This window comes from Pseudomonas sp. B19125 (assembly GCF_044218855.1).
Taxonomy (GTDB): Bacteria; Pseudomonadota; Gammaproteobacteria; order Pseudomonadales; family Pseudomonadaceae; genus Aquipseudomonas; species Aquipseudomonas edaphica.
In genome coordinates, this window is sequence record NZ_CP162589.1 from 4676003 (window position 1) to 4700178 (window position 24176).

A 24176-nucleotide genomic window follows, 5' to 3' on the forward strand; every position below is an offset into this window, starting at 1 on the left:
AGTGGTTGACCGTATCAGTCTGGCGAGACCGCTGCCGGTCGTCCCCGCTCAAATGCACCAGAGCATCTGGTGCATTCGCACCCCGCAACGGGCACGTTGTGTGCACTATCCTGATGCCTGGGTGTCGTACCCTTCATGCGCCCATCCCCGGAGAGACCATGACCCAGGACGTTCTTGCCAAAGAAACCAACCGCCGCCAATTACAGCAGATCATCTCCGGGTTATCGGACGGTGTGATCCTGGCCGAAGTCGACCAGACCATTCTGTGGGCCAACGAAGCCGCGCTGGCCATGCACGGGGTCAGTGAGGTCGAGCAGCTCGGCGCCAATACCGAGCAATACGCCAAGCGCTTTGCCTTGCGCTATCGCAACAACCACCCCTTGCCGCTGGACAGCTACCCGCTCAGCCGAATCGCAGCCGGTGAAGAATTCAGCGATGTGGTGGTGGAAGTCACCCCCGTTGACGACGAGGACCGCAGTTGGGTGCATCGCTTGCGCAGCCTGGTGCTGACGGACGCCCACGGTGAACCGGAACTGCTGGTGCTGATCCTCAGCGACGCCACCGAATGGGCCAGCGCCGAGCAGCGCTTCGAAAAAACCTTCAACGCCAACCCGGCACCCGCGGTGATCTGCCGCCTCAGCGACCTGCGCTACATCAAGGTTAACCAGGGTTTCCTGGAGATGACCGGTTACAACCGCGATCAGGTCATCGGCAAATCCGTCTATGAACTGGATGTACTGGAACACGCCGATCGCAAGGACCTGGCCATTCAGCGCCTGAGCGAAGGTGCGACCATCCCGCAGATGCAGGCTGAACTGCGCCTGCCCGAAGGCGGCAGCAAACTGGTGATTGTCGCCGGCCAGCCGTTGGACATGAACGAGGAAGACTGCATGCTGTTTTCCTTTACCGACCTGGAGCCAAGGCGCAAGGCAGAAATCGCCCTGCGCCAGAGCGAAGAACGGTTCGCCAAATCCTTTCGCCTCACGCCGGTGCCGACCCTGGTGTGCAACGCCGCCAACCGGCAAGTGGTGGACATCAACGAAGCGTTCATGAACATCACCGGTTACATCAGCGAAGAGCTGATCGGCAAGAACGTTGAGGACATCAACTTCATCGACAGCGCCCCTGCTGGAGCGCAGTTGTTCGCCACCCTGGAAAAAGCCGGCAACCTCGAAGGCCAGGACCTCAAGGTGCGCAAGAAAGGCAACGAGGTGATCGACTGCGTGGTCTCCGCCGACACAGTGATTATCGAGGACGTGCCCTGCTACCTGTTGGTGCTGATGAACATCACCGAACGCAAACGCTCGGAGCTGGAGCTGGTGGCGGCCATTGAGGAGGTGATGCAAGACGCCTCCTGGTTCAGCCAGACCCTGATCGAGAAACTGGCCAACGCCAAGAGCGTCAACAGCCCCAACCTGCCGAACGTAGCCTTCACCGACCTTACCGCCCGTGAGCGTGATGTGCTGGGTTTGATCTGCGAAGGCCTGGCCGACAAGGAAATTGCCTCGCGCCTGAAGCTTGCGCCCAACACGGTGCGTAATCATGTGGCCACGGTGTACTCCAAACTCGGTGTGCACAGCCGCAGCGCGGCCATTGTATGGGCCAGGGAGCGCGGCTTGTTTGCCGGCGAACTGCGCGTCAAAAGCAAACCATAGAGTGCAAATGCACTAGTGCGACCAGTGCAAATTCGCCTTATTGCGCTGGCGTACGCTGCTTAACCTTGAAGGGTGGGCACAGGGCCTTTGGTCCCGTGCCGTAATGGTTTGATCTCTTCCAAGGAAAGCACGATGAAAAGCGAACAAGTCAAAGGCGCCGTAGAGAAGGTTGCCGGCAAGGCCCAGGGTTTTATCGGCGACCTCACCGGCGATGAACAATTGCAGGCTGAAGGTGTGGCGCGTCAGGCCGCAGGTCAACTGCAGCAAACGTACGGCGACGCGCTGGACACTGTCAGTGATTTTGCCAAAAACAAACCCCTGGCTACCGTGGCTGTCGTCGCCGGTATCGGCCTGCTTGTGGGCCTGTTGCTGCGTCGTCGTTGAGGAGGCCGAGGCCCATGTTTACCCTCTCTCAACTGCGCAACTGCATCGAAGAAGGTTTGTCACCGCTGACCTGCGAGTTCACCCTGTGCCGGGACGCGTCCCTGACCCTCAAGGTCTACGACGCCGAAACCGGCCGTGTTGATCTGGTGGTGACAGGCATCAGCACCAACCGGCTGCAAACCGCGCAAGAAGTGGCCAAGATGGTTGAAGAGTTGCGCTACGAACTGCAAAGCAACAACGTCGGCAAGCTCACACTGGATGATCTGCCTTCAACGACGGCCCAATGAAAATGAAGGCAGGCTGATATCCAGGTCGACCTGGGTGACGCCGAGGCCGAAGTGATGGGTGAGGTAACACGACCGGTGTGGCCGGTTACCTTAACGCAAGAGCGAGGAAAACAGACCGATCACCGCTTGACGGGGGTGATCTCAAGAATGGTGCCGTTGGTGGTTTTGAGCAGCACAAACTTATCACCCACCCGCGCCCATTGGCTGTCTGCCTCAGGCTGCTTGAGGCCGCGTTTTTTCCAGTCGCTGACCGCCGATTCCTTGCGCATCAGGATATCCGGGGCGCGATCACCTTCTTTCAGATCCCGCGTATTGATGCTGGAAGGCTGCACGGTTTCCTGGGGTGTATCACCGGCCTGCACGACAAAGCTGACGGTGGACAGGCCAGCGGTGAGCAGCAGGCAAGCGGCTAGGGTCTTGGACTTCATGGGTGCTCCTTCAATGAATGATGCGTACCCAGGTTCCGACCGCAGGCGCATGGAATCATTCAAGTTTGCACCCTTCTTGTGGCAAGGGAGCTTGCTCCCTCGCCACAAGGGCGCCGGGTCTATAACCAGGCTGCGTCCCAGAGCGGATAATCGCCGATATGTTCAGCCAACCCAGCGCGCAATGGGTTGCCAATTATGTAGCGTGCGATCTTTATAAGATCCTCCTCAGCGCGCGCTGCGCGATCATGGTACCCGCACTGCCAGAACGCGCCCCGTGCATGACAGGCTCGATTGATGGTCAATGTGCTGCGCGACTTCACCCTTTTCATCACTTGCGGCAACGATGCGGCTCTGAGTTCAAATAGCCAACGGAAATGGTCTGGCATGATGACCCAAGCCAAAGAGTTAACCATCTCAAGGTCATGAGCCTGTTTGAACTCTGCCACCAACAACCGCCCCAAGCGAAAATTGGCAAACACCGGGCGGCGCTGATAAACCACAGCAGTTACCAAGTAAGCCCGACCCGCCTCTGAATAACGGCCACGTCGCAATAGGTGAGAATTGGGTTTCTGAAGCAATCCTTTGCTCTGCGATTGAATGAATGAATGATCCATTTACCCTAGCAAGCCACTGCAATACCTCCGTTCAATTCAGTTTCCCAATATGTCCCCCCCACTGTGGCGAGGGAGCTTGCTCCCGTTGGGCTGCGCAGCGGCCCTAAAAAGGCTGGCCGAGTAACACCTGAACCAACGCTGTGGGTCGATTGGGGCCGCTTCGCTGCCCAGCGGGAGCAAGCTCCCTCGCCACAAAAGCTATGCCACACCCATTGCCACCGTGAAATAATCCGTGTAATTTTTCATGAAATTTCTCGACATAAATTTCATGAACCAACAACAAGAACTCGACGCCCTGGCTGTGCTCATCCACGATCTGCGCAAGCACAAGAAACTCACCCTCGCCCAACTCGCGCAAAAAATCGAGCGCTCGGTGGGCTTTTTGTCTCAAGTCGAACGCGGCCTGTCACGCCCTACTGTGGCCGACCTGACTGCCATCAGCCACGCCCTGGATGTGCCCACCACCTACTTCTACAGCCTGCCCAAACCCAAGGCCGTCGACTGGGTCACACGCCCCAACGAGCGGCGCACGGTGTATTACGCCAATGGCATCACCGACATTCTGGTTTCGCCAAGCATGCACGGCGCCTTTTCGATGCTCGACAGCCTGTTGGCGCCCGGCGCCAACAGTGGCGAGCACACCATGAGCGACCGCGCCGAACAGGCCGGTTTTGTACTGGAGGGCGAGTTGACGCTATGGGTGGAAGGTGAAGCCGATTCGGTCACCCTCGGCCAAGGCGACAGCTTCCACCTGGCCAGTTTTGCCCATTGCCGCTACGCCAACCTGACTGATCTGCCCGCCCGCGTATTGTGGGTTTACAACTAGGAGCAACACCCGTGAAAAGCCAATCCTCCACGTTGCTGGCCGAAGTACGGACCTTTCGCCAGAACCACCCCGAGGTGCGTTACGTCGACCTGATCGCCCTGGACATTCCCGGCCATTTCTACGGCAAGCGCTACCCGGTGGAGATGCTCGAAAAAGTCGCCGCCGGCAGCCCGCTGAAGCTGCCGCAAAATGCCGTGCTGCTGGGCGCCCAGGGCGGGCTGTTCAAAATTGGTGACTATTGCTTCCACGACGGCGACCCGGATGCCAATCGCCGCCTGGTGCCGGGCACGCTCAAGCCGGTGAGCTGGGAAGCGCAACCGCTGGGGCAGATGCTGATCACCTCGGATGGCACTGAAGCGCCCATCGAGTTTGAACCACGTGAAGTCCTGGCCAAGGTGCTGGAGCGCCTGCAGCACAAGGGCATTCACCCGGTGGTGGCGTTTGAGCTGGAGTTTTACCTGTTCGATAAAAAGCTCGACGACGGCCTGCCGCAATTCGCCCGCGACCCGCTGAGTGATGACGCTGACGACCAGCCCAACCTGCACATCGAGCGGTTGTCGCGCTTCAGCGAAGTGCTCGACGACATGGCGCAAACCGCCCAGGCCCAAGGCATCGACATCACGGTGATCACCGCCGAACTCGGCCCTGGCCAGTTCGAGATCAACTTCGGCCACTGCGACGACGGCCTGCGCGCCGCCGACTGGGCCGCGCTGTTCTGCCGCAGCACGCGTGGCGTGGCACTCAAGCATGGCTACCGCGCCAGCTTTATGGCCAAGCCTTACCTGCAATTTCCCGGCAGCGGCATGCATGTGCATGTCAGCCTGTATGACGGCGCGGGCAATAATTTACTCGCGGCGCACCAGCAGCAACCGCTGCGCCACGCGGTGGCCGGTTGCCTGGAATTGTTGCCGCACTGCATGCCGATTTTCTCGCCCAACCACAACGCCTTCCGCCGCTTGGGTGGCACCGTGAACGCGGCAACGCGTGCCAGCTGGGGCTTTGAAGACCGCGACGCGTGCGTGCGTATTCCCGATTCAGACCCGCGCAACCTGCGCATCGAACACCGCCTGGCCAGTGCCGATGCCAACCCCTACCTGGTGCTGGCAGCGATCCTGGCAGGGTTGGAGCATGGCCTTGAAGCCAGGCAAGAACCCATCGCCCCGCTGAATGAGGACCGTAACAGCGGCGCCGACTTCCCCCTGGAAATGCTCGATGCCGTACGCGCCATGCAGCATCAAGCGGTATTGCGCGATAAGCTGGGCGCCGAATTTATCGACGTGTACTGCGAAAACAAACGCCAGGACCACTTGGCCTTTCAACAAGAGATCAACGCGCGGGAATACCGCTGGTTTCTCTAGCCATGGAATCACCGATGACCGACCAAAGCGCCCCGGCCCTCAAGGAAATCTTCAACGTTGAACGCCTGCAACACATCGCCAGTGAAATGACAGCGGTGTACCCGGCCTTTGATGCAAAAGGGTTTCTAAAGCACGCCAAAGCCGGGCTGGCCGAGTTGTCGGTGATGCAGCGCATGGCGCGGGTCAGTGAGAGCCTGCATGCGGTAATCCCACTGGATTACGCGCAAACCCTCAAGCTGCTGCATGCGCTGGCTCCGCGACTGAACAGTTCATTTGTGTGCCTGTTTCTGCCGCACTACGTGGCCAGTTACGGGCAAAGTGACTTCAAGCGCTCCATGGCCGCGCTCAAATACTTCACCGTGTTTGGCTCGGCCGAGTTCGCCATTCGCCCGTTCTTGTTGAACGACTTCGAGCGTACCCTGGCCGTGATGCAGCAGTGGTCGCTGGACGCCAACGAACACGTGCGTCGCCTCGCCAGTGAAGGCTCGCGCCCTCGCCTGCCGTGGTCCTTTCGCTTGGCCCAGGTGCAGGCCAACCCGCAGCTGTGCGCCTCGATCCTGGATAACCTCAAGGCCGACAGCAGCCTGTATGTGCGCAAGTCGGTGGCCAACCACCTCAACGACATCACCAAGGACCACCCGGACTGGGTGCTCAGCCTGATCGAAGGCTGGAACCTGGACAACCCGCACACGGCCTGGATCGCCCGGCACGCCTTGCGCAGCCTGATCAAGCAAGGCAATACCCGCGCACTCACGATCATGGGCGCCGGCGCCAAGGCCGAGGTAAACATTCACCACCTGAAAGTCACACCGGCGGTGATCAACCTGGGCGAGCGGATCAACCTGTCGTTCAGTCTGGAATCCACCGCCACCGCCGCGCAGAAGCTGGTGGTCGACTACGCCATCGACTACGTAAAAAGTGCCGGCCATAGCGCGCAGAAAGTGTTCAAGCTCAAGGCCTTTACCCTGGGCGCGGGCGAACATCAGAGCATCCGCCGCGAACAACATATTCGTGAGTTGACCACGCGCAAGCATTACGCAGGCAAGCACTGGGTGCATGTGCTGGTGAACGGCGAAAAGCTCGCCAGTGCCGAATTTGAACTGCTAAAACCCTGACAAAAATCAACCAAAAGGCTCTAGAACGGGCCTTTCAGACACATTAATTGTCAGACAATCCTGGCTTTTTTTGTTGCGATCCATTATCATCCGGCGCCTTCTCACTACCCATCGGGTAGTTGTTCCACTGTGTCACCCGAGGCGCCAATGTACCGTTCGCACCGTTTGTATCGTTTTTCGTTTCACAGCCCCTTGCTTGCCCTGAGCCTGGGGCTGGTTTCCCACGGTGTCAGTGCCGCCCTGCAACCCATGGCCGAAGCCCCGCTGGCCAGCGACACCGAGCTGCACTGCCACTTCAACCGCGACGCCAGCACCGACTGCACTACAACCCAGCACTACACCATCCTCAAGCCCAACGGCCGCGAAATGCTCTCGCGCATCGACTTCGATTACTCCGAAGGCGACACCTTTGAAGTGATCAGCGCGCAATCCACCCAACCAGGCGCCAAGCCGGTCGCGCTGGACGCCGCGCAAATCGACACGCGCACCGCGCCCAACCCGGACCAAGGCTTCAGCCGCTACAAGCAAACCTCGCTGGCCTTCCCAAACCTGCGCGTAGGCACGCAAATTCGCTACACCGTGCGCGAACGTCGCGCCGCCAAACCGTTGGTGACCCAGTTTCACTACGCAATCATGTTTGGCCCCAGCACATTCCGGCGCGACCACGTCAAGGCGCGCTTTACCGCCGAGCGCCCGATCCAGTGGCGCAGTGAGTTGTTCGACGGTTTCAAAGTAACGGCATCTGCCAACGGCAAAACCCTGGACGTGGTGCAAAAAAAACCGACCTATCTCAATTACATCAACGAATCCTCCAGCGCCGCGCTGCAACGCATCCCGCGCCTGGAAGTGGGCAGCGCCCTGGAGCGCCAGGCGTATTTCGGTGATTTCGCCCAGCGTTACAACCAGATCCTCGGCGCCAACCTGCCGGCGCAAGCGGCCGCAGCCGTAGCTGCCGCACGCAACCTGGCGCCGGCACAACAGGTCGAAGCGCTGATGCAGCACATCAACGATCACTACCGCTACCTGGGCGACTGGCGCGCCACCGAGCGCGGCTATGTGCCGTTCAACCTGGCGGAAATCGAGCAGCATGGTTATGGCGACTGCAAAGACCTGGCGATCCTGCTGACCGCAATGCTCAAGGCCAGCGGCATCAAGGCCGAAACCGCCTGGGTCAGCCGTGGCGACGTGGCGTTCTCATTGTTGATCCCCGGCACCAATGCAGCGAACCACGCCATCGTGCGTGCCGAAGTCGATGGCCAGGTCTGGTGGCTCGACCCGACCAATCCGGTGTTCGCACCCGGCCAGACCATGCCCGACATTCAAGACCGCTGGGTGCTGGTCAATGATGCTCAGGGCCAGGTACGCGAAGAACAGATCCCGCTGGAACGCCCGGAAACCACCCTGCGCCTGGACAAAAAAGTGCACTTCGACAAGCAAGGCAATGGCGCCACCCAGGCCACCATCACCTTCAGCCGCCTGCCGCTGATGCAAATGAGCGTCGCCGACCGCCAGCAAGGCACCACCGCCACCGACCAGAACATCTGCGGCAACTTTGGCAACGAAATCAGCGACTGTAAAATCACCCGCCAACCCACCGCCTTCGTGGTGCACGACGGCTACACCGTCAACGCCAGCATGAACGACCAGCGCGCGCTGGAAAAGCTCGCGAACGACTACGTCTACACCGACGAGTCACTCAAAGGCCGTTGGGATGGTTTCATCAACTACCGTCGCCATGATCAACAAGCCGACCTTTACCTGGGCAACCCCGAAACCTACGACTACCGTTTCACGCTGACCGGTGGGCAGATGGAAAAAGCCATCCCCGGCTGCCAGGTGCGCTCGCCCTGGTATGACCTGGATTTGGATGGCAAGCGCACGGATGACGGCCTGCAGTATCACTATCGCCTGAGCCAGAAGATACGCTGGCTGACCCATGCAGAAGTCGCCAGTGAAGCGTTTGGCAAGATGATTGACGAGGCGCGGGCGTGTGCTGAGCAGGTGCATCAGGTGGTGAAGCTCTGACCCCTCACTGACACAACACAAACCCAATGTGGGAGCTGGCTTGCCTGCGATTGCAGTGTGTCATTCAACAAATAAGTTGACTGACAGGGACTCATCGCAGGCAAGCCAGCTCCCACATTTTTTTATCCGGTTTCTTCAGTGGGTTTCGCCTAACAGCAACCCCTGCTCCCGCGCACACAACTCCACCACATAATCCCACAACACCCGCAACCGCACTGACTTGTGCAGCTCCCGGCGCGAGCTGATCCAGTAGCTGCGCTGGATGCTTTCTGCCGGCAGCAAAGGCACCAGGTCCGGGTCGCCAGCAGCCATAAAGCACGGCAGCACCGCAATGCCCAATCCCGAACGCGCCGCCTGGTGTTGAGCAATCACGCTGGTGCTGTGGAACACCACTTTGGGGTTGCGGCAAAAGCTGCTGAGGAACTTGAGTTCCTGGCTGAACAGCAGGTCATCCACGTAATCGATCCATGCATGGGCGGCGAGGTCTTCACGTTTTTCAATCGGCGGATTGCGCGCAAGGTAGGCGCGGCTGGCGTAGAGCGCCAGGCGGTAGTCGGTGAGTTTGCGCGTGACGAGTTGGTCGACGCTGGGGCGTTCGAGGTGGATGCTGATTTCCGCTTCGCGGTTGAGAATGCTCACAAAGCGCGGCACCGCCACCAGTTCCACTTCCAGCCCCGGATAACGCTCGAACAGCCCGCCCATGCGGCTGGCGAGGAACATCACGCCCAACCCCTCAGCCACGCCAAGGCGGATCTTGCCCAGCGGCGCAGCGGAATGGGTGAGTTCGTCTTCGGCCAGCAACGCGACGTTTTCCATGGCCTCGGCGTGCTTGAGCAGGGCTTCACCGGAAGGCGTCAGTTCGTAACCCTGGGCATGCTGCACGAACAGCGCGGTGCCGAGGCTTTTCTCGATGGCCTCGATATGCCGGGCCACGGTAGCGTGCGTGGTTTTCAGGCGCTGTGCAGCGGTGAGCAGGCGGCCGCTGCGTTGCAACTCAAGAAAAAACCGCAGGTCATTCCAGTCGAACATGTCGCCTCCCTTGGACAAATGTACCTTCTAATGCCTGGCCCGGCACCTGTGGCTGGCGCTTACTGTGGCAAGCTCGCTCGCCACAGGCATAACGTTGCTTCGAGGTTTAAGTGCCGCTGTTTAAAAACGCACAGCAGCTGGGTAAAAACTAACATTTTTAAGACGAAAACTAACAACTAGGATGGGCCCAATAAGAAAAACAAGCGAGACCTCAGATGCCCATTGCAACTGCTGAATACGATTACATCGTCGTAGGCGCCGGCCCCGCAGGCTGCCTGCTGGCTAATCGATTGTCCGCCAACCCCGCCCACCGCGTGCTGCTGCTCGAAGCCGGTGGCCGCGACAATTACCCCTGGATCCACATCCCCGTCGGTTACCTGTTCTGCATCGGCAACCCACGCACCGACTGGTGCTTCAAGACCGAAGCCCAGGAAGGCCTGCAAGGCCGTGCACTGAGTTACCCACGCGGCAAAGTGCTGGGCGGCTGCTCGTCCATCAACGGCATGATCTATATGCGCGGCCAAGCCCAGGATTACGACGGCTGGGCCGCCGCAGGCAACCCCGGCTGGGCCTGGAAAGACGTGCTGCCACTGTTCAAACAGAGCGAAAACCATTTTGCCGGCGGCTCGGAATTTCACAGCGACGGCGGTGAATGGCGCGTGGAGCAACAGCGCCTGCACTGGCCGATCCTCGATGCCTTTCGCGATGCGGCGGCGCAGAGTGGTATCGCGCCGATCAGCGATTTCAACCAGGGCGACAATGAAGGCTGCGGCTACTTCCAGGTCAACCAAAAGGCCGGGGTGCGCTGGAACGCGGCAAAGGCGTTTCTCAAGCCGATCCGCCAGCGCCCCAACCTCACCGTGCTGACCGAAGTGGAAGTCGACCGTGTAGTGCTGGAAAACGGTCGTGCTTCGGCCGTGGTCGGGCGTCAACATGGGCAACAACAGAGCTGGAAGGCACGCAAGGAAATCGTCCTGTGCGCCGGTTCTGTCGGCTCGCCGGGCATCCTGCAACGCTCAGGGATTGGCCCGTCCACTGTGCTCAAGCCATTGGGCATCAACGTGCTGCATGAACTGCCGGGTGTCGGTGGCAACCTGCAGGATCACCTGCAACTGCGGCTGATCTACAAGCTGGAAAACGCACGCACCTTGAACCAGATCGCCGGCACCCTGTTGGGCAAAATGGGCATGGGCCTGCGCTACCTGTATGACCGCAGCGGCCCGTTGTCCATGGCGCCCAGCCAGCTTGGCGCCTTCGCCCGCTCCGGCCCGGAACAGACTACGGCCAATCTTGAATACCACGTGCAGCCGCTGTCACTGGAGCGTTTTGGCGAGCCGTTGCATGCCTTCCCGGCATTCACCGCGTCGGTGTGCGACCTGCGCCCGCAAAGCCGTGGCCGCATTGATATTCGCTCCGCCAACCCGGCGGATGCACCCCTGATACGGCCCAACTACCTCAGCCATCCCGAAGATTTGCGCGTGGCCGCCGACGCGATCCGCCTGACCCGCCGCATCGTCGCCGCACCGGCCTTGAGCCAGTTCAAGCCGGTGGAATACCTGCCGGGCGACGCGCTGCAAACCGAAGAACAACTGCATGAAGCCGCCGCGCGTATCGGCACGACGATTTTCCACCCGGTGGGCACTTGCCGCATGGGCGATGACCAAGATGCAGTGGTCGATGCGCAACTGCGCGTACATGGCGTGCCGGGCCTGCGTATTGCCGATGCCTCGGTGATGCCACGCATTACATCCGGCAACACCTGCTCACCTACACTGATGATTGCGGAAAAGGCAGCGCAGCTGATGCTTTCGCCGAACACAAGGAGTCTCGCCCCGCAGAGAGAAACGGTTCATGCAATCTGAATAGCGGCGCCGCACCCGGCGCCGACAGTGGAACAACAATAAATAATCACTGTGAGGGATACCCGATGTCAGAACATGCTCAACCCCTGGGCTCGGCCGTCAAGGCGAGCACCGGCAGCGAATCAAGGAAAGTCATCTTCGCCTCGTCTTTAGGGACGGTGTTCGAGTGGTACGACTTTTTCCTCTACGGCGCCCTGGCGGCGGTGATCAGCAAGCAATTTTTTGCCGGGGTCAACGACACCACGGCGTTCATCTTCGCCTTGATGGCCTTTGCCGCAGGCTTTGTGGTGCGGCCGTTCGGCGCGTTGGTGTTCGGCCGCCTGGGCGACATGATCGGGCGCAAGTACACGTTTTTGGTCACCATCATCCTGATGGGTGTCGCGACCTTCTGTGTCGGGCTATTGCCGACCTATGCCAGCATCGGCATTGCGGCGCCGATCATTCTGATCGTGCTGCGCATGCTGCAAGGCCTGGCGTTAGGCGGTGAATATGGCGGCGCAGCCACCTATGTGGCCGAGCACGCACCGGCCGGCAAACGCGGCCTGCACACCAGCTGGATTCAATCCACAGCCACCCTTGGCTTGCTGCTGTCGCTGCTGGTGGTACTGGCTTGCCGTTACTTCACCGGCGACCAGTTCGAGGTGTGGGGCTGGCGCATTCCGTTCCTGTTCTCGATTGTGCTGCTGGGCATTTCCACCTGGATCCGCATGAGCCTGCATGAGTCGCCGGCATTCCTGAAGATGAAAGAGGAAGGCAAGGCCAGCAAGTCGCCGATCCGCGAATCCTTCGGTAAATGGGAAAACCTCAAGGTGGTGCTGATTGCGCTGTTCAGCATCAACGGCGGGCAGGCAGTGACCTTCTATGCGGCGCAGTTCTATGTGCTGTTCTTCCTCACGCAGTTCCTGAAGATGGACCCGGCCCTGGCCAATATGCTGTTGATTATCAGCGTAGTGATCGGCGCGCCGTTCTTCATCCTGTTCGGCTGGCTGTCGGACAAGGTTGGGCGCAAACCGGTGCTGATGCTCGGCTTGCTGTTGGCCACCGCACTGTACTTTCCGATCTTCAAAGGGCTGGCGCATTACACCAACCCGGCGATGGACCAGGCCAGCCACCAGGCGCCGATTACCGTATTGGCCGACCCGGCCACCTGCACCTTCCAGTTCGACCCGGTGGGCAAGGCGCGTTTTGACAGCCCGTGTGACAAGGTCAAGACCTTCCTGGTCAAGCAAGGTCTGCCATACAGCAGCGCCGCCGCGCCAGCCGGCAGCCCGGTACAGGTGAGCGTGGGTGATGTGCGTATCGACGGTTACGATGAAGCGGCCCTGCGCGGCGCGGTAACCCTGGCCGGCTACCCGACTTCGGCGGATGTGGCCCAGGTCAACAAAGTGATGGTGGTGGTGCTGATCGTGGTGCTGATCCTGATCGCCGCCATGTGCTACGGCCCGTTGGCAGCACTGATGGTGGAACTGTTCCCGACGCGCATCCGCTACACCTCGATGTCGCTGCCCTACCACATCGGTAACGGCTGGTTTGGCGGGTTCCTGCCGACCGTGTCGTTTGCCTTGGTGGTGTACACCGGCGATATCTTCTACGGCTTGTGGTACCCGGTGGTGGTAACCGGCGTGAGCTTGATTGTGGGGTTGTTCTGCCTGAAAGAAACCAAGAACGTGGATATCAATAACAACTGATCTTCAAAACGCTGAAGCCCCCTGTGGGAGCTGGCTTGCCTGCGATTGCATCACCTCGGAGTGTCAGATGTGCCGAGTTGTCCGTATCGCAGGCAGGCTAGTGCCCACATTTTTCTGAGTGCTGACCACACAAATTGCTGTACATCCATACAGATAACAGTTGCTCAATTGCCTTTGACTGAGCATCCTGCAAGGCATCGACCCAATCTGATGTGATGACCATGCGGCTGTACCTCTGTGAAAAACCCTCCCAGGCCAAGGATATCGCGGCCGTGCTCGGCGCCAGTCGGCGTGGCGACGGGTGCTGGCTGGGTAACGGGGTCACAGTCACCTGGTGCATCGGGCACCTGTTGGAAACCGCCCCACCCGACGCCTACGACGCCAAATACAAGCGCTGGGTGCTGGCCGACCTGCCAATCGTGCCGGAAAAATGGAAGATGCTGGTCAAGCCCAAGACCGCCAGCCAGTTCAAGGCCGTCAAGCGTTTGCTCGGGGAAGCTCAGGAACTGGTGATCGCCACCGACGCCGACCGCGAAGGCGAAATGATCGCCCGGGAGCTGGTGGAGCATTGCCGCTATCGCGGGCCGATTCAGCGTTTGTGGTTATCGGCGCTGGATGACGCCTCCATTCGCAAAGCCCTCGCCGCCCTCAAACCCGGCGCCGAAACCTTCAGCCTGTATCACTCGGCCCTCGGCCGCTCACGCGCCGACTGGTTGATCGGCATGAACATGAGTCGCTTGTTTACCTTGCTCGGGCGTCAATCCGGATATCAAGGCGTATTGCCGGTGGGCCGCGTGCAAACCCCGACCTTGCGCCTGGTGGTGGACCGCGACCGCAGCATCGCCGACTTTGTGCCGGTGGCTTACTGGGCCATTGATGTCGACTTGCGGCATGAGCGCATGACCTTTACGGCTCAATGGCGGGCCGCTGAGGATGCCTGCGACGATCAAGGCCGCTGTCTTAACCCGCAACTGGCTCGCGATGCTGCCGATGCGATGACCAACGCCGCCAGCGCCAGGTTGGTCAAACTGCGTACCGAACGCGTGCGCGAGGTGGCGCCCCTGCCCTTCGACCTCGGCACGTTGCAGGAAATCTGTTCCAAGAAGCTCGGCCTCGGCGCCCAGGAAACCCTGGACATCGCGCAGTCCCTTTACGAAACCCACAAAGTCATCACCTACCCTCGCAGTGATTGCGGCTACCTGCCGCTCAGCCAACACAGTGATGCGCCGAAGATCTTGGCCGCGCTGGCCCGCGCGGATGCGGCGGTGAATGAGTTGATGCCGCATATCGACCCGCAACGCCGCTCGCGGGCCTGGAACGACGCCAAGGTCAGCGCGCACCACGGCATTATTCCTACGGGGGCCGGTAAGGACGTCGCGCAACTGGCCGGCAAACACCGTGCGGTCTACACGCTGATTCGCGCGCGTTACCTGGCGCAGTTCCTGCCCAACCATGAATACGATCGCACCCAGGCGGATTTCGACTGCGCCGGCCAAGCCTTGCGCGCGGTAGGCAAAGTCATCATCGAGCCGGGCTGGAAACGCGCCCTGCCCGAGGCGCTGGCGCCTGCCAAAGGCCGTGAAGCTCCTGCACCGCAGGCCTTGCCGACCTTGGTGCAAGGCCAGGATTACGCGGTGGCCAAGGTCAACCTCAAGGACCTCTGGACCCAGCCGCCCAAGCCCTTCACCGAGGGCGACCTGATCAAGGCGATGAAAAACGTCGCCAAACTGGTGGAAGACCCGCTGCTCAAGCAAAAGCTCAAGGACACCACCGGCATCGGCACCGAAGCCACCCGCGCGGGGATTATCCAGGGTTTGCTCGACCGGGGTTATCTGGTCAAAAACGGCAAGGCACTGTCAGCCACTCCGGCTGCGTTCAGCCTGATCGACGCGGTGCCTCGGGCGATTGCCGACCCAGGCACCACCGCGATCTGGGAGCAGGCGCTGGACATGGTGCAAAGCGGTGAAATGAGCCTGGAAGAATTCGTCGCCAAGCAGGCTGCCTGGATGAGCAAACAAGTGGCACGCTGCAATGGCATGCGCATGACCATCACCGGCCCAGCCAGCCCGGCAGGCCGAGGTGCTACGCCGTGGAAAAACAAGCGCAAGGCTGCACCGCGCAAGACGACAGGCGCTCCAAAGCGGGCGAAAAAGCCGAACAGTGCCGGCTGAATAGCGAAATAATCCGGCGAATGACGTTTTTCGACGGGTTTAACGCCGCTTTGGGCCTTGCGGCGCTGTAGCCCGTCTAGGATTCTGTAAGGGACTCGCTGACTTCCTAATAACAACACCGGAGTGGCCGCCATGAAAACCGTTGCACAACTGCTCAAAGCCAAGGACCAGAAGAACCAGGACGTCCATACCATTCAATGGGACCACACGGTCTTTGAGGCGCTGGTGCGGATGTCAGAGAAAAACGTCGGGGCCTTGCCGGTGGTCAAAGACGGCGCGGTTGTCGGAATCATCAGCGAACGTGATTACGCCCGCAAACTCATCCTCAAGGGACTCTCTTCGGTTACCACAAAGGTCCATGAGGTGATGAGTTCACCGGTCATCACCGTGGATACCCATAAAAGTGTCGAAGAATGCATGAACATCATGACCGACAGTCACTTGCGCCACCTCCCAGTGGTCGAAGACGGCGAACTGAAGGGCCTGCTGTCCATCGGTGACTTGGTAAAAGAGGCCATTGCCGAACAGACCGACCTGATCAAACAGCTGGAGCAATACATCCGCGGCGAATAGGGGAACCCATGCTCGATACGCTGGACCATCAAGAAAATCACCTCGACACCCTGTACCGGGCCATGGCTGAACGACGCTTTTTGGTCTTGACCGGTGCAGGTATCAGCACGTCATCGGGCATCCCGGATTATCGCGACAGCGAAGGCGTGCGCCGTGGCAAGGCGCCGATGATGTACCAGGAATTCCTCGCCACCGCGCAAGCGCGTCGCCGCTATTGGGCACGCGCCATGCTGGGTTGGCCACGGGTGCGTATTGCGCAGCCGAACCAGGCTCATCTGGCGCTGGCCACGCTGCAGCAGCGTGGCCGTATCAGCGGGCTAATCACGCAAAACGTCGACACCCTGCATGATCAGGCCGGCAGCCATGATGTGATCGAACTGCATGGCAGCCTGCATCGTGTGCTGTGCCTGGACTGCCAGCAGCGCAGTACCCGCGATGTGATTCAGCGGCAGATGGAAATCGACAATCCTTACCTGGTGCAGGTCCACGCGGTGCAGGCGCCCGACGGTGACACCCTGCTCGATCCGACCTTTGAAGAACGCTTCCAGGTTCCTCGCTGCCCCCATTGCAATGGCGAGCGCTTGAAGCCAGACGTTGTGTTTTTTGGCGAGAACGTGGCACCGGCTACGGCAGCCAGGGCCATGGCCGCCGTGGGGCATGCAGACGGGCTGCTGGTGGTGGGTTCTTCGCTAATGGCCTATTCCGCATTTCGCCTGTGCAAGGCGATGGTGGAGCAAGGCAAGTCGGTAATTGCCATCAACCTGGGCAAGACCCGTGAGGATGAGCTGTTGCAGGTGAAAATCGAGGCGTCATGCGAGCGGTTGTTGCCTCTGCTGGCCGAACGACTGAGTTAGCAAAACCACCGAAAATCCAACTGTGGGAGCTGGCTTGCCTGTGATAGCGGTGTATCAGTTAACAAGTCTTTGGCTGACACACCGCGATCGCAGGCAAGCCAGCTCCCACAGGGATTGCGCGTTGGATTGGCTATCTGCCCACCACGACCCACCGCACAAAAAATGACGCCCAAGTCACGTTTTCCCGCATTCTCCCGTCCCCACAGCAATTTATGTAGTGACTAAAAATAATCACTACATAATCGTTGACGTAACCTTTTTGTCCTTGCATTATCGAGACGTCTCCCGGATCGGGAGCGTTGGTAACACGCGTTTTGAACAAGCTCGTCTGACCGCCGAGCTGTTTTTTCCGGATGTGCACTGCCCACAAGGCAGATTGATGAAGCTGACCGGCCCGCAAGGATCGGTACAAGGAGCTCAAACGCTGCTTGTCTTCGTGATGAAACCATTACGTAGCCGCTCATCAGCAAGACTACATGCATCAGGTTCAAGACCCTGCCCGTATTCGGCAGACCGTTACTGACGCCCGGTTTTCGCAACCGGAGACAACTAAGCAGTTTTAACGAACCAACTGATAGATCGCCAACTGGTCAAGGGGCTTACACATGAATCTGAACAACCAACCAACTATCGATGAATTGGCTGAGATGTTCGCAGCGCAAAAAGACAAACTCGACGACCATATCCTGTGGGTTGGCAAGTCGGGCGAAGTCAAAATTGACTGCCTGGCGCCCCACACCGAAGAAGCCGAGTTTGACCGCACTCACCGTGAACTCGCGGCGCGCCTGAAGATGTACCGCCGCGGCCAGGGTTATGTCGGCAAGAAAGCGGCGGCCGATCGAAACTTCATTGAGCAAGTATTCGACACACTTAACAATGCCTGGGCATCTTTCAAGGATAACTCGCAAGTTAAAGTGATCGACCGCTACTACTAAGTAAAACTTGCCCACTGTGGGAGCTGGCTTGCCGGCGATAACGGTTTAACTGCCAACACTTTTGTTGAATGTTAACTGGCTATCGCAGGCAAGCCAGCTCCCACATTTGTTTTGTGGCACGCTCAAAACGTCGGGAAACGTCCCTTCGCCGCTTCGTCGCGAAAAATATCAAACAACACCTGCGCCGCCGCCGACAACTCATGCCCAGGTTTGGTGAGCACGCCGATCGGCCGCTCGATCACCGGGTCGCTCAAGGTGATGCAATGGGCGCCCGCCTCCTCCATCTGGCGCGCGCATAGCGCAGGCACGGCGCTGACACCCAGGCCACTGGCAACCATCTTGCCGACCGTGGCCAATTGATGACTTTCCAACGCCACCGGCAATTTCATCTGCAAGGCCCCAAGGTGCTCCTCCAGCATCACGCGCACCGTCGAGGGTCGTTGCAGGGTGATGAACGGGTGTTCCAACAGGGTTTTCCAGTCGACTTCGGTACATTGCGCCAAGGGCGAATCACCGGGCACCACCGCAATAAACCGGTCCAGGTATAAAGGCGTGAATGCCAGGGACGAACCTTCGGATGGCTCGAACGCCACGCCCAACTCCACTTGGCGATCGCGGACCATTTCCAGCACCTGTTCATTGATAAGGTCATGCACCGTCACATTCACCTGCGGGTAACGTGCGCGGAATATCTTAAGAATCGGTGGCAGCAGGTTGCCCGCAAACGAAGGCATCGCCGCCACGGTGACGCGGCCACGCTGCAGGGTGAAACGCTGACGCAGTTCGTCTTCGGCATTGTCCCAGTCGGCAATCAACCGGCGCGCCAACGGCAGCAGCGATTCACCTTCAGGCGTCAGTGCGACGTTGCGGGTATTGCGGCTGAACAGGCGGCCGCCCAGGCCCTCCTCCAAGCCCTTGATGGTCAGGCTCAGCGCCGATTGGGAAAGGTGCAGGCGCTCGCAGGCGGCGGCAAAACTCAGGCTTTGGGCCACGGCGAGAAAGGCGCGCATCTGTTTGACGGTCATGAGGCTGCTCCGGGCGGCGATTGGACTATGCTGTTTTCTAAATCAATCAACCTTAAAAAACAACTTAACAAATCAATCCGTCGGCGCAACACTCAGTTCATTGGCTGGCCCACAAACAATAAAAGAGGTGCATATGGCAGGTTTCGATAAACGCGTGGCGTCCTATGAAGAAGCACTGGCAGGCCTGGAAGACGGCATGACCGTGCTCTCCGGTGGTTTTGGCCTGTGCGGCATTCCAGAAAACCTCATCGCCGAGATCAAGCGCAAAGGCACCCGCGACCTGACCGTGGTTTCCAACAACTGCGGCGTCGACGGGTTTGGCCTGGGTGTACTGCTGGAAGAAAAGCAGATCAGCAAGGTAATCGCCTCCTACGTCGGTGAAAACGCGCTGTTCGAGAAGCAACTGCTCAGCGGCGAAATCGAAGTGGTGCTCACGCCCCAAGGCACCCTGGCCGAAAAAATGCGCGCAGGCGGCGCCGGCATCCCGGCCTTCTTCACCGCCACCGGCGTCGGCACTCCGGTGGCCGAAGGCAAGGAGACCCGCGAGTTCAACGGTCGCCCGTACCTGATGGAAGAGTCCATCACCGGCGACTTCGCCATTGTCAAAGGCTGGAAAGCCGACCACTTCGGCAACGTCATCTACCGCCATACCGCGCAGAACTTCAACCCGCTGGCGGCTACTGCGGGCAAGATCACCGTGGTCGAAGTTGAAGAAATCGTCGAACCGGGCGAGCTGGACCCGGCGCATATCCACACCCCAGGGATTTACGTCGACCGAGTCATTTGCGGCACCTTCGAGAAGCGCATCGAACAGCGCACCGTCCGCAAATAATCCGCCAGCCCAAATAATAAGGAGACAACACATGGCTCTTACCCGCGAACAAATGGCTCAACGCGTCGCCCGCGAAATGCAGGACGGTTTCTACGTCAACCTCGGCATCGGCATCCCGACCCTGGTGGCCAACTACATCCCCGAAGGCATGGAAGTGATGCTGCAATCGGAAAACGGCCTGCTCGGCATGGGCCCGTTTCCGACCGAAGAAACCATCGATGCCGACATGATCAACGCCGGCAAACAAACTGTGACCGCACGCATCGGCGCCTCGATCTTCTCCTCTGCCGAGTCCTTCGCAATGATTCGCGGCGGGCATGTCGACCTCACCGTGCTCGGCGCATTTGAAGTGGACGTGCAAGGCAACATCGCGTCGTGGATGATCCCCGGCAAGCTGGTCAAGGGCATGGGCGGCGCCATGGACCTGGTGGCCGGTGCAGAAAACATCATCGTGATCATGACCCACGCGTCCAAGGACGGGGAGTCCAAACTGCTCAGCCAATGCAGCCTGCCGCTGACCGGCGCCAAGTGCATCAAGCGCGTGCTGACAGACCTTGCGTACCTGGAAATCGAAAATGGCGCTTTTGTCCTCAAGGAACGCGCACCTGGCGTCAGCGTTGAAGAGATTGTGAGCAAGACCGCCGGTAAACTGATCGTCCCGGACCACGTTCCAGAAATGCACTTCCAGTGAGGACAGATTCCATGCAAGACGTCGTGATTGTTGCTGCCACCCGCACCGCCGTGGGCAGCTTTCAAGGAGCGCTGGCCAGCATTCCGGCACCGGAGTTGGGCGCGGCCGTGATCCGTCGCCTGCTGGAGCAGACCGGTCTGGACCCGGCTCAGGTCGATGAAGTGATCCTCGGCCAGGTACTGACCGCAGGCAGCGGCCAGAACCCGGCGCGCCAGGCCTCTATTCTGGCGGGTCTGCCCCATGCGGTGCCGGCTTTGACCCTGAACAAGGTCTGCGGCTCGGGCCTCAAAGCCCTGCACCTGGGTGCCCAAGCCATCCGTTGTGGTGACGCTGAGGTGATCATCGCCGGCGGCATGGAGAACATGAGCCTGGCGCCGTACGTATTACCCGCTGCGCGCACCGGTTTGCGCATGGGCCACGCCAAGATGCTCGACAGCATGATCACTGACGGCCTGTGGGATGCGTTCAACGACTACCACATGGGCATCACCGCCGAGAACCTGGTGGACAAGTACGGCATCAGCCGTGAAGCCCAGGACGCCTTCGCCGCCGCCTCCCAGCAGAAAGCCGCCGCCGCTATCGAAGCCGGCCGGTTTGTCGATGAGATCACTCCGATCCTGATTCCACAGCGCAAGGGTGATCCGTTGTCCTTCGCCGTGGATGAGCAACCGCGCGCCGGCACCACAGCCGAGTCGCTGGCCAAGCTCAAGCCCGCGTTCAAGAAAGAGGGTAGCGTCACCGCCGGCAACGCCTCCAGCCTCAATGACGGCGCCGCCGCTGTCTTGTTGATGAGCGCCGAAAAAGCCAAGGCTCTCGGCCTGCCGGTGCTGGCGCGTATCGCCAGCTACGCCAACGCCGGCGTGGACCCTGCGATCATGGGCATCGGCCCGGTCTCGGCTACCCGCCGCTGCCTGGACAAAGCCGGTTGGAGCCTGGGTGACCTGGACCTGATCGAAGCCAACGAAGCCTTCGCCGCGCAATCTCTGGCGGTGGGCAAAGAGCTGGAGTGGGATGCGAACAAGGTCAACGTCAATGGCGGCGCCATCGCCATCGGCCACCCGATCGGCGCCTCAGGCTGCCGCGTGCTGGTGACCCTGCTGCATGAAATGATCAAGCGCGACGCCAAGAAAGGCCTGGCCACCTTGTGCATCGGCGGCGGCCAAGGCGTAGCCCTGGCCCTCGAGCGCAGTTGATCTAAAGAGCAACATGAGAAAAGGCTCGATTCCACGAAAAATCGGGCCTTTTCTTTGCCCGGTTTTCCTGAAAAAAAAACAATACTCATGTGGGAGCTGGCTTGCCTGCGATAGCGGTGTGTCAGCCAAGCAGTTGTTACCTGATACACCGCTATCGCAGGCAAGCCAGCTCCCACATTTAATCTTCATCGTCAGAGTGAGGTACCGCAAACACCGCATTCGCCCGTGCCACCACCTTGTCCCCCACTTGCAGGCTCACGGTGGCAAACGCCATCTGCCGGCCACGCTTGTGGTGCTCCAGCCGCACCACAATCCACTCCCCCACCTGCACGACACCCAGGTAGTCCAGAGTCATGCTAGCGGTTATCAGCGGTAATGGCGGTTCGCTGGAAAACGCCATCGCATAGCCCATGCCGACATCCGCCAGCGTTGCCAACACCCCACCGTGCACCGTGCCGCGCCCATTGGCGTGGCGGTTGTCGGCACGCAGGCCGATTTCCAGTTGCAACCCTTCACCCCGGCAATACGCCGGACCTAACAGGTCGAGCAACGGGCTGCTGCGTGGCAGCGAGACAAAGCCTTCGGGCACGGTGTAAGTGATCATGGCGAGCTCTTCCTTGGCCAAAACACGAGGTGTACCCCAGCCTCCCCAAGTTCACCATCAAGATCAGCCAAGCCAATGATCAACAATCAGCTAACGCTTCATGCAACGCTGATAGCGCTCATCCACACGCTTGGCAAACCACGCGGTAGTGAGGTTGCGGGTGATCTTCGGACTCTTGAGCACGATGCCCGGCAAAATCGCGCGCGGCACAGGCTTGCCGGCAGCTTTGTCGGCCAGGGCAAATACGCGTTTGTAGAGGGTGGTTTCTTCGAAGTCGAGCTGCTCGCCCTTTTCCAGCTGGCTGCGGATGCTGGGGTTGCGCATATCCAGCTTCGCGCCCAGGGAACGCACCGCCAACTCGGTGGTGCCGGGCAGCAGTGAGCCATAACGAATCAGGTCCCCATCCAGCGCCAGCTCGGTGCCGCTGACTCGGCTGACAGCAGCCTGGAACGCGGCATTGCGGCTGGCATACCACCCCGCGTTGAAATCGGCAAAGCGGTACAGCGGCTGGTCGTAGCTCACCGGGTAACCGAGAAGATGCGTGATACCGAAGTACATGCCGCCACGACGGGTGAAGACTTCGCGACGAATTGTGCCATCCACGGCGTAGGGATAATCGCGAGCGTGTTGCTGCGCAAAATCGATGCTGACCTGCATGGGGCCGGCGGTGTGCACCGGGTTAAAGCCGCCGAACAAGGTATTACCCAGGGGCACCATGCTGATGAAATCGTCAAAAATGCCGCTCAAGTCCTTCTCTGTGCGCGCGGCATTCAAGCGCTCGGCGTAAGTCTTGCCGGTCGGCGAACGCAGTTGCAGCGTGGTACGCACCACAAAGGCCGGCACATGGACCTTGCCGGCGCGGCGCAGGATTTCATCCTGGGCGATCTTGCCCATGTTCGGCACCGGCGGGTCTACCTGATAGGTGGACTCTTGCTCGGTCACCGCCAGCACAGCGCAGATATTTTCGCTGCTGGGGTAGATTTTCTGGGTGTCGAAGGCGGTGTAGATGTCTTTGGCCCAGCCGTTGCGGTCCGCCACCGTGGCCGGTAACAGCCGCACAATCTGCGCCTTCACCTCGGCCTCGCTGCGCTCAGGCTGCTGCGGGCCGCGTGGAGTGGAGCAGCCGGCCAGCACCAGCAAGGTGGTGAGGCACAGGATCAGGCGGCTTGAATACATGGGGTTTCCTTGAATAACGACGGGCCGGTTGTGCGGATATCGACAGGTAAGTCTAACCGGGGTTCGCCGACCTGTTGCACTCGCCAGTTATCACTGAACGTGACAGGATCGGTCATCGACCATTCGTACAAGGAGTTTGAATGCCATGCTCAGCCTGAACTTCTTCGTCACCTGCCTGATCGTCGTGCTGATCCCCGGCACTGGGGTGATCTTTACCGTGTCCACCGGCCTCACTGCCGGCAAGCGTGCCAGCCTGTTCGCCGCGTTGGGCTGTACTGCCGGGATCATTCCCCACTTGCTCGCATCGATATTGGGCCTTTCCGCCCTGCTGCATACCAGCGCCCTGGCCTTTGAGGCGTTGAAATTCGCTGGGGCGGCCTACCTTTTGTATCTGGCCTATGCCACCTGGCGTGACCGCTCGGCCTTCGCCATGAGCGACACACCAGCGGTCGCGACTGCACGCAGCCTGATGCTGCGCGGCTTTCTGCTGAATATCCTGAACCCCAAGCTGACGATTTTCTTCCTGGCCTTCCTGCCGCAATTCGTCACCCCCGGCAGCACGGCGCCCGCTGTGCAGATGCTGGTACTAAGTGGCGTTTTCATGGCGATGACGTTTGCGGTGTTTGTGGTGTACGGCCTGCTGGCCAATGTGTTTCGCCGTGCCGTGATCGAGTCACCACGGGTACAGAATTGGTTGCGCCGCAGTTTTGCCGCAGCCTTTGCGGGGTTGGGGTTGAACCTGGCGTTTGCACAGCGCTGACAAGAACTAGCGAAACCTCCTACCCAACACCCGGATAAGCTCTACAGATCCTTCCTGAAAACCGCTGCAAAGTCCTTCGCCTGATCACACA

23 protein-coding genes are annotated in these 24176 nt (G+C 59.8%); 17 read left to right on the top strand and 6 right to left on the bottom strand.

From position 1 onward, the window contains the following. Positions 1-158: 158 nt before the first annotated feature. The 3 genes from AB4P96_RS21015 to AB4P96_RS21025 all read left to right on the top strand — a co-directional run bounded on the left by AB4P96_RS21015 (position 159) and on the right by AB4P96_RS21025 (position 2326). Positions 159-1655, top strand: a complete 1497-nt coding sequence (locus AB4P96_RS21015) for a PAS domain S-box protein (protein WP_017138990.1) — start codon at positions 159-161, stop codon at positions 1653-1655. A gap of 132 nt (positions 1656-1787) precedes the next feature. Continuing rightward, positions 1788-2039 (top strand): CsbD family protein, encoded by a 252-nt coding sequence (locus tag AB4P96_RS21020; RefSeq protein WP_064451786.1) that lies wholly within the window; start codon positions 1788-1790, stop codon positions 2037-2039. A 14-nt stretch (positions 2040-2053) separates the two neighbouring features. Continuing rightward, positions 2054-2326 (top strand): DUF1652 domain-containing protein, encoded by a 273-nt coding sequence (locus tag AB4P96_RS21025; protein ID WP_017138988.1) that lies wholly within the window; start codon positions 2054-2056, stop codon positions 2324-2326. Between the two features lie 119 nt (positions 2327-2445). Here AB4P96_RS21025 and AB4P96_RS21030 read toward each other — a convergent pair whose 3' ends face one another. Further along, positions 2446-2754 (bottom strand): RcnB family protein, encoded by a 309-nt coding sequence (locus tag AB4P96_RS21030; RefSeq protein WP_017138987.1) that lies wholly within the window; start codon positions 2752-2754, stop codon positions 2446-2448. A gap of 119 nt (positions 2755-2873) precedes the next feature. Continuing rightward, positions 2874-3368, bottom strand: coding sequence for an REP-associated tyrosine transposase (locus AB4P96_RS21035; RefSeq protein WP_395600036.1), 495 nt, complete (start codon positions 3366-3368; stop codon positions 2874-2876). A gap of 268 nt (positions 3369-3636) precedes the next feature. On the opposite strand from AB4P96_RS21035, the gene AB4P96_RS21040 reads away from it, so the two are divergent. The 4 genes from AB4P96_RS21040 (at position 3637) to AB4P96_RS21055 (ending at position 8692) form a co-directional block, all read left to right on the top strand. Then, on the top strand, positions 3637-4194 hold the full coding sequence (locus AB4P96_RS21040) for a helix-turn-helix domain-containing protein (protein WP_017135024.1): 558 nt from the start codon (positions 3637-3639) through the stop codon (positions 4192-4194). 11 nt (positions 4195-4205) lie between these two features. Beyond that, complete coding sequence (locus AB4P96_RS21045) at positions 4206-5552, top strand: glutamine synthetase family protein (protein ID WP_395600037.1); 1347 nt, start codon at positions 4206-4208, stop codon at positions 5550-5552. Positions 5553-5566: 14 nt separating this feature from the next. After that, positions 5567-6667: a DNA alkylation repair protein gene (locus tag AB4P96_RS21050; protein ID WP_395600038.1), complete on the top strand. Its 1101-nt coding sequence runs from the start codon at positions 5567-5569 to the stop codon at positions 6665-6667. A gap of 165 nt (positions 6668-6832) precedes the next feature. Then, positions 6833-8692: a DUF3857 domain-containing transglutaminase family protein gene (locus AB4P96_RS21055; protein ID WP_099547841.1), complete on the top strand. Its 1860-nt coding sequence runs from the start codon at positions 6833-6835 to the stop codon at positions 8690-8692. A 135-nt stretch (positions 8693-8827) separates the two neighbouring features. Here AB4P96_RS21055 and AB4P96_RS21060 read toward each other — a convergent pair whose 3' ends face one another. After that, positions 8828-9721, bottom strand: coding sequence for a LysR family transcriptional regulator (locus AB4P96_RS21060; RefSeq protein ID WP_065911353.1), 894 nt, complete (start codon positions 9719-9721; stop codon positions 8828-8830). 215 nt (positions 9722-9936) lie between these two features. Here AB4P96_RS21060 and AB4P96_RS21065 point away from each other — a divergent pair, with 215 nt between their 5' ends. The 6 genes from AB4P96_RS21065 (at position 9937) to AB4P96_RS21090 (ending at position 17804) form a co-directional block, all read left to right on the top strand. After that, entirely contained in the window at positions 9937-11583 is a 1647-nt protein-coding gene (locus AB4P96_RS21065; protein WP_395600039.1) for a GMC family oxidoreductase, read from the top strand. Between the two features lie 65 nt (positions 11584-11648). Continuing rightward, entirely contained in the window at positions 11649-13271 is a 1623-nt protein-coding gene (locus AB4P96_RS21070; RefSeq protein WP_017135018.1) for an MFS transporter, read from the top strand. A gap of 221 nt (positions 13272-13492) precedes the next feature. Further along, the gene (locus AB4P96_RS21075) at positions 13493-15442 is read left to right on the top strand and encodes a DNA topoisomerase III (protein ID WP_026013519.1); all 1950 of its coding nucleotides are present in this window, start codon (positions 13493-13495) and stop codon (positions 15440-15442) included. A gap of 132 nt (positions 15443-15574) precedes the next feature. Continuing rightward, positions 15575-16015, top strand: a complete 441-nt coding sequence (locus tag AB4P96_RS21080; protein WP_017135016.1) for a CBS domain-containing protein — start codon at positions 15575-15577, stop codon at positions 16013-16015. An 8-nt stretch (positions 16016-16023) separates the two neighbouring features. Further along, positions 16024-16869, top strand: coding sequence for an NAD-dependent protein deacetylase (locus AB4P96_RS21085; RefSeq protein WP_395600040.1), 846 nt, complete (start codon positions 16024-16026; stop codon positions 16867-16869). A gap of 605 nt (positions 16870-17474) precedes the next feature. Further along, complete coding sequence (locus AB4P96_RS21090; RefSeq protein WP_017135014.1) at positions 17475-17804, top strand: hypothetical protein; 330 nt, start codon at positions 17475-17477, stop codon at positions 17802-17804. Positions 17805-17926: 122 nt separating this feature from the next. Here the strand turns inward: AB4P96_RS21090 and AB4P96_RS21095 are convergent, their stop codons facing one another. Beyond that, the gene (locus AB4P96_RS21095; protein ID WP_017135013.1) at positions 17927-18829 is read right to left on the bottom strand and encodes a LysR family transcriptional regulator; all 903 of its coding nucleotides are present in this window, start codon (positions 18827-18829) and stop codon (positions 17927-17929) included. A 133-nt stretch (positions 18830-18962) separates the two neighbouring features. Between AB4P96_RS21095 and AB4P96_RS21100 the strand changes: the two genes are divergently transcribed. Genes AB4P96_RS21100 through AB4P96_RS21110 form a run of 3 tightly spaced genes read left to right on the top strand, consistent with a single transcriptional unit; the run spans position 18963 to position 21545 of the window. Continuing rightward, positions 18963-19661, top strand: a complete 699-nt coding sequence (locus AB4P96_RS21100) for a CoA transferase subunit A (RefSeq protein WP_017135012.1) — start codon at positions 18963-18965, stop codon at positions 19659-19661. 31 nt (positions 19662-19692) lie between these two features. Then, complete coding sequence (locus AB4P96_RS21105; protein ID WP_017135011.1) at positions 19693-20352, top strand: CoA transferase subunit B; 660 nt, start codon at positions 19693-19695, stop codon at positions 20350-20352. Between the two features lie 11 nt (positions 20353-20363). Further along, entirely contained in the window at positions 20364-21545 is a 1182-nt protein-coding gene (locus AB4P96_RS21110; RefSeq protein ID WP_017135010.1) for an acetyl-CoA C-acetyltransferase, read from the top strand. A gap of 178 nt (positions 21546-21723) precedes the next feature. Here the strand turns inward: AB4P96_RS21110 and AB4P96_RS21115 are convergent, their stop codons facing one another. After that, positions 21724-22149, bottom strand: coding sequence for a PaaI family thioesterase (locus AB4P96_RS21115; protein ID WP_017134644.1), 426 nt, complete (start codon positions 22147-22149; stop codon positions 21724-21726). 90 nt (positions 22150-22239) lie between these two features. After that, on the bottom strand, positions 22240-23325 hold the full coding sequence (locus AB4P96_RS21120) for a DUF1615 domain-containing protein (RefSeq protein WP_169987064.1): 1086 nt from the start codon (positions 23323-23325) through the stop codon (positions 22240-22242). Positions 23326-23470: 145 nt separating this feature from the next. Between AB4P96_RS21120 and AB4P96_RS21125 the strand changes: the two genes are divergently transcribed. After that, entirely contained in the window at positions 23471-24085 is a 615-nt protein-coding gene (locus AB4P96_RS21125; protein WP_017134642.1) for a LysE family translocator, read from the top strand. The last annotated feature ends 91 nt before the right edge of the window (positions 24086-24176 follow it).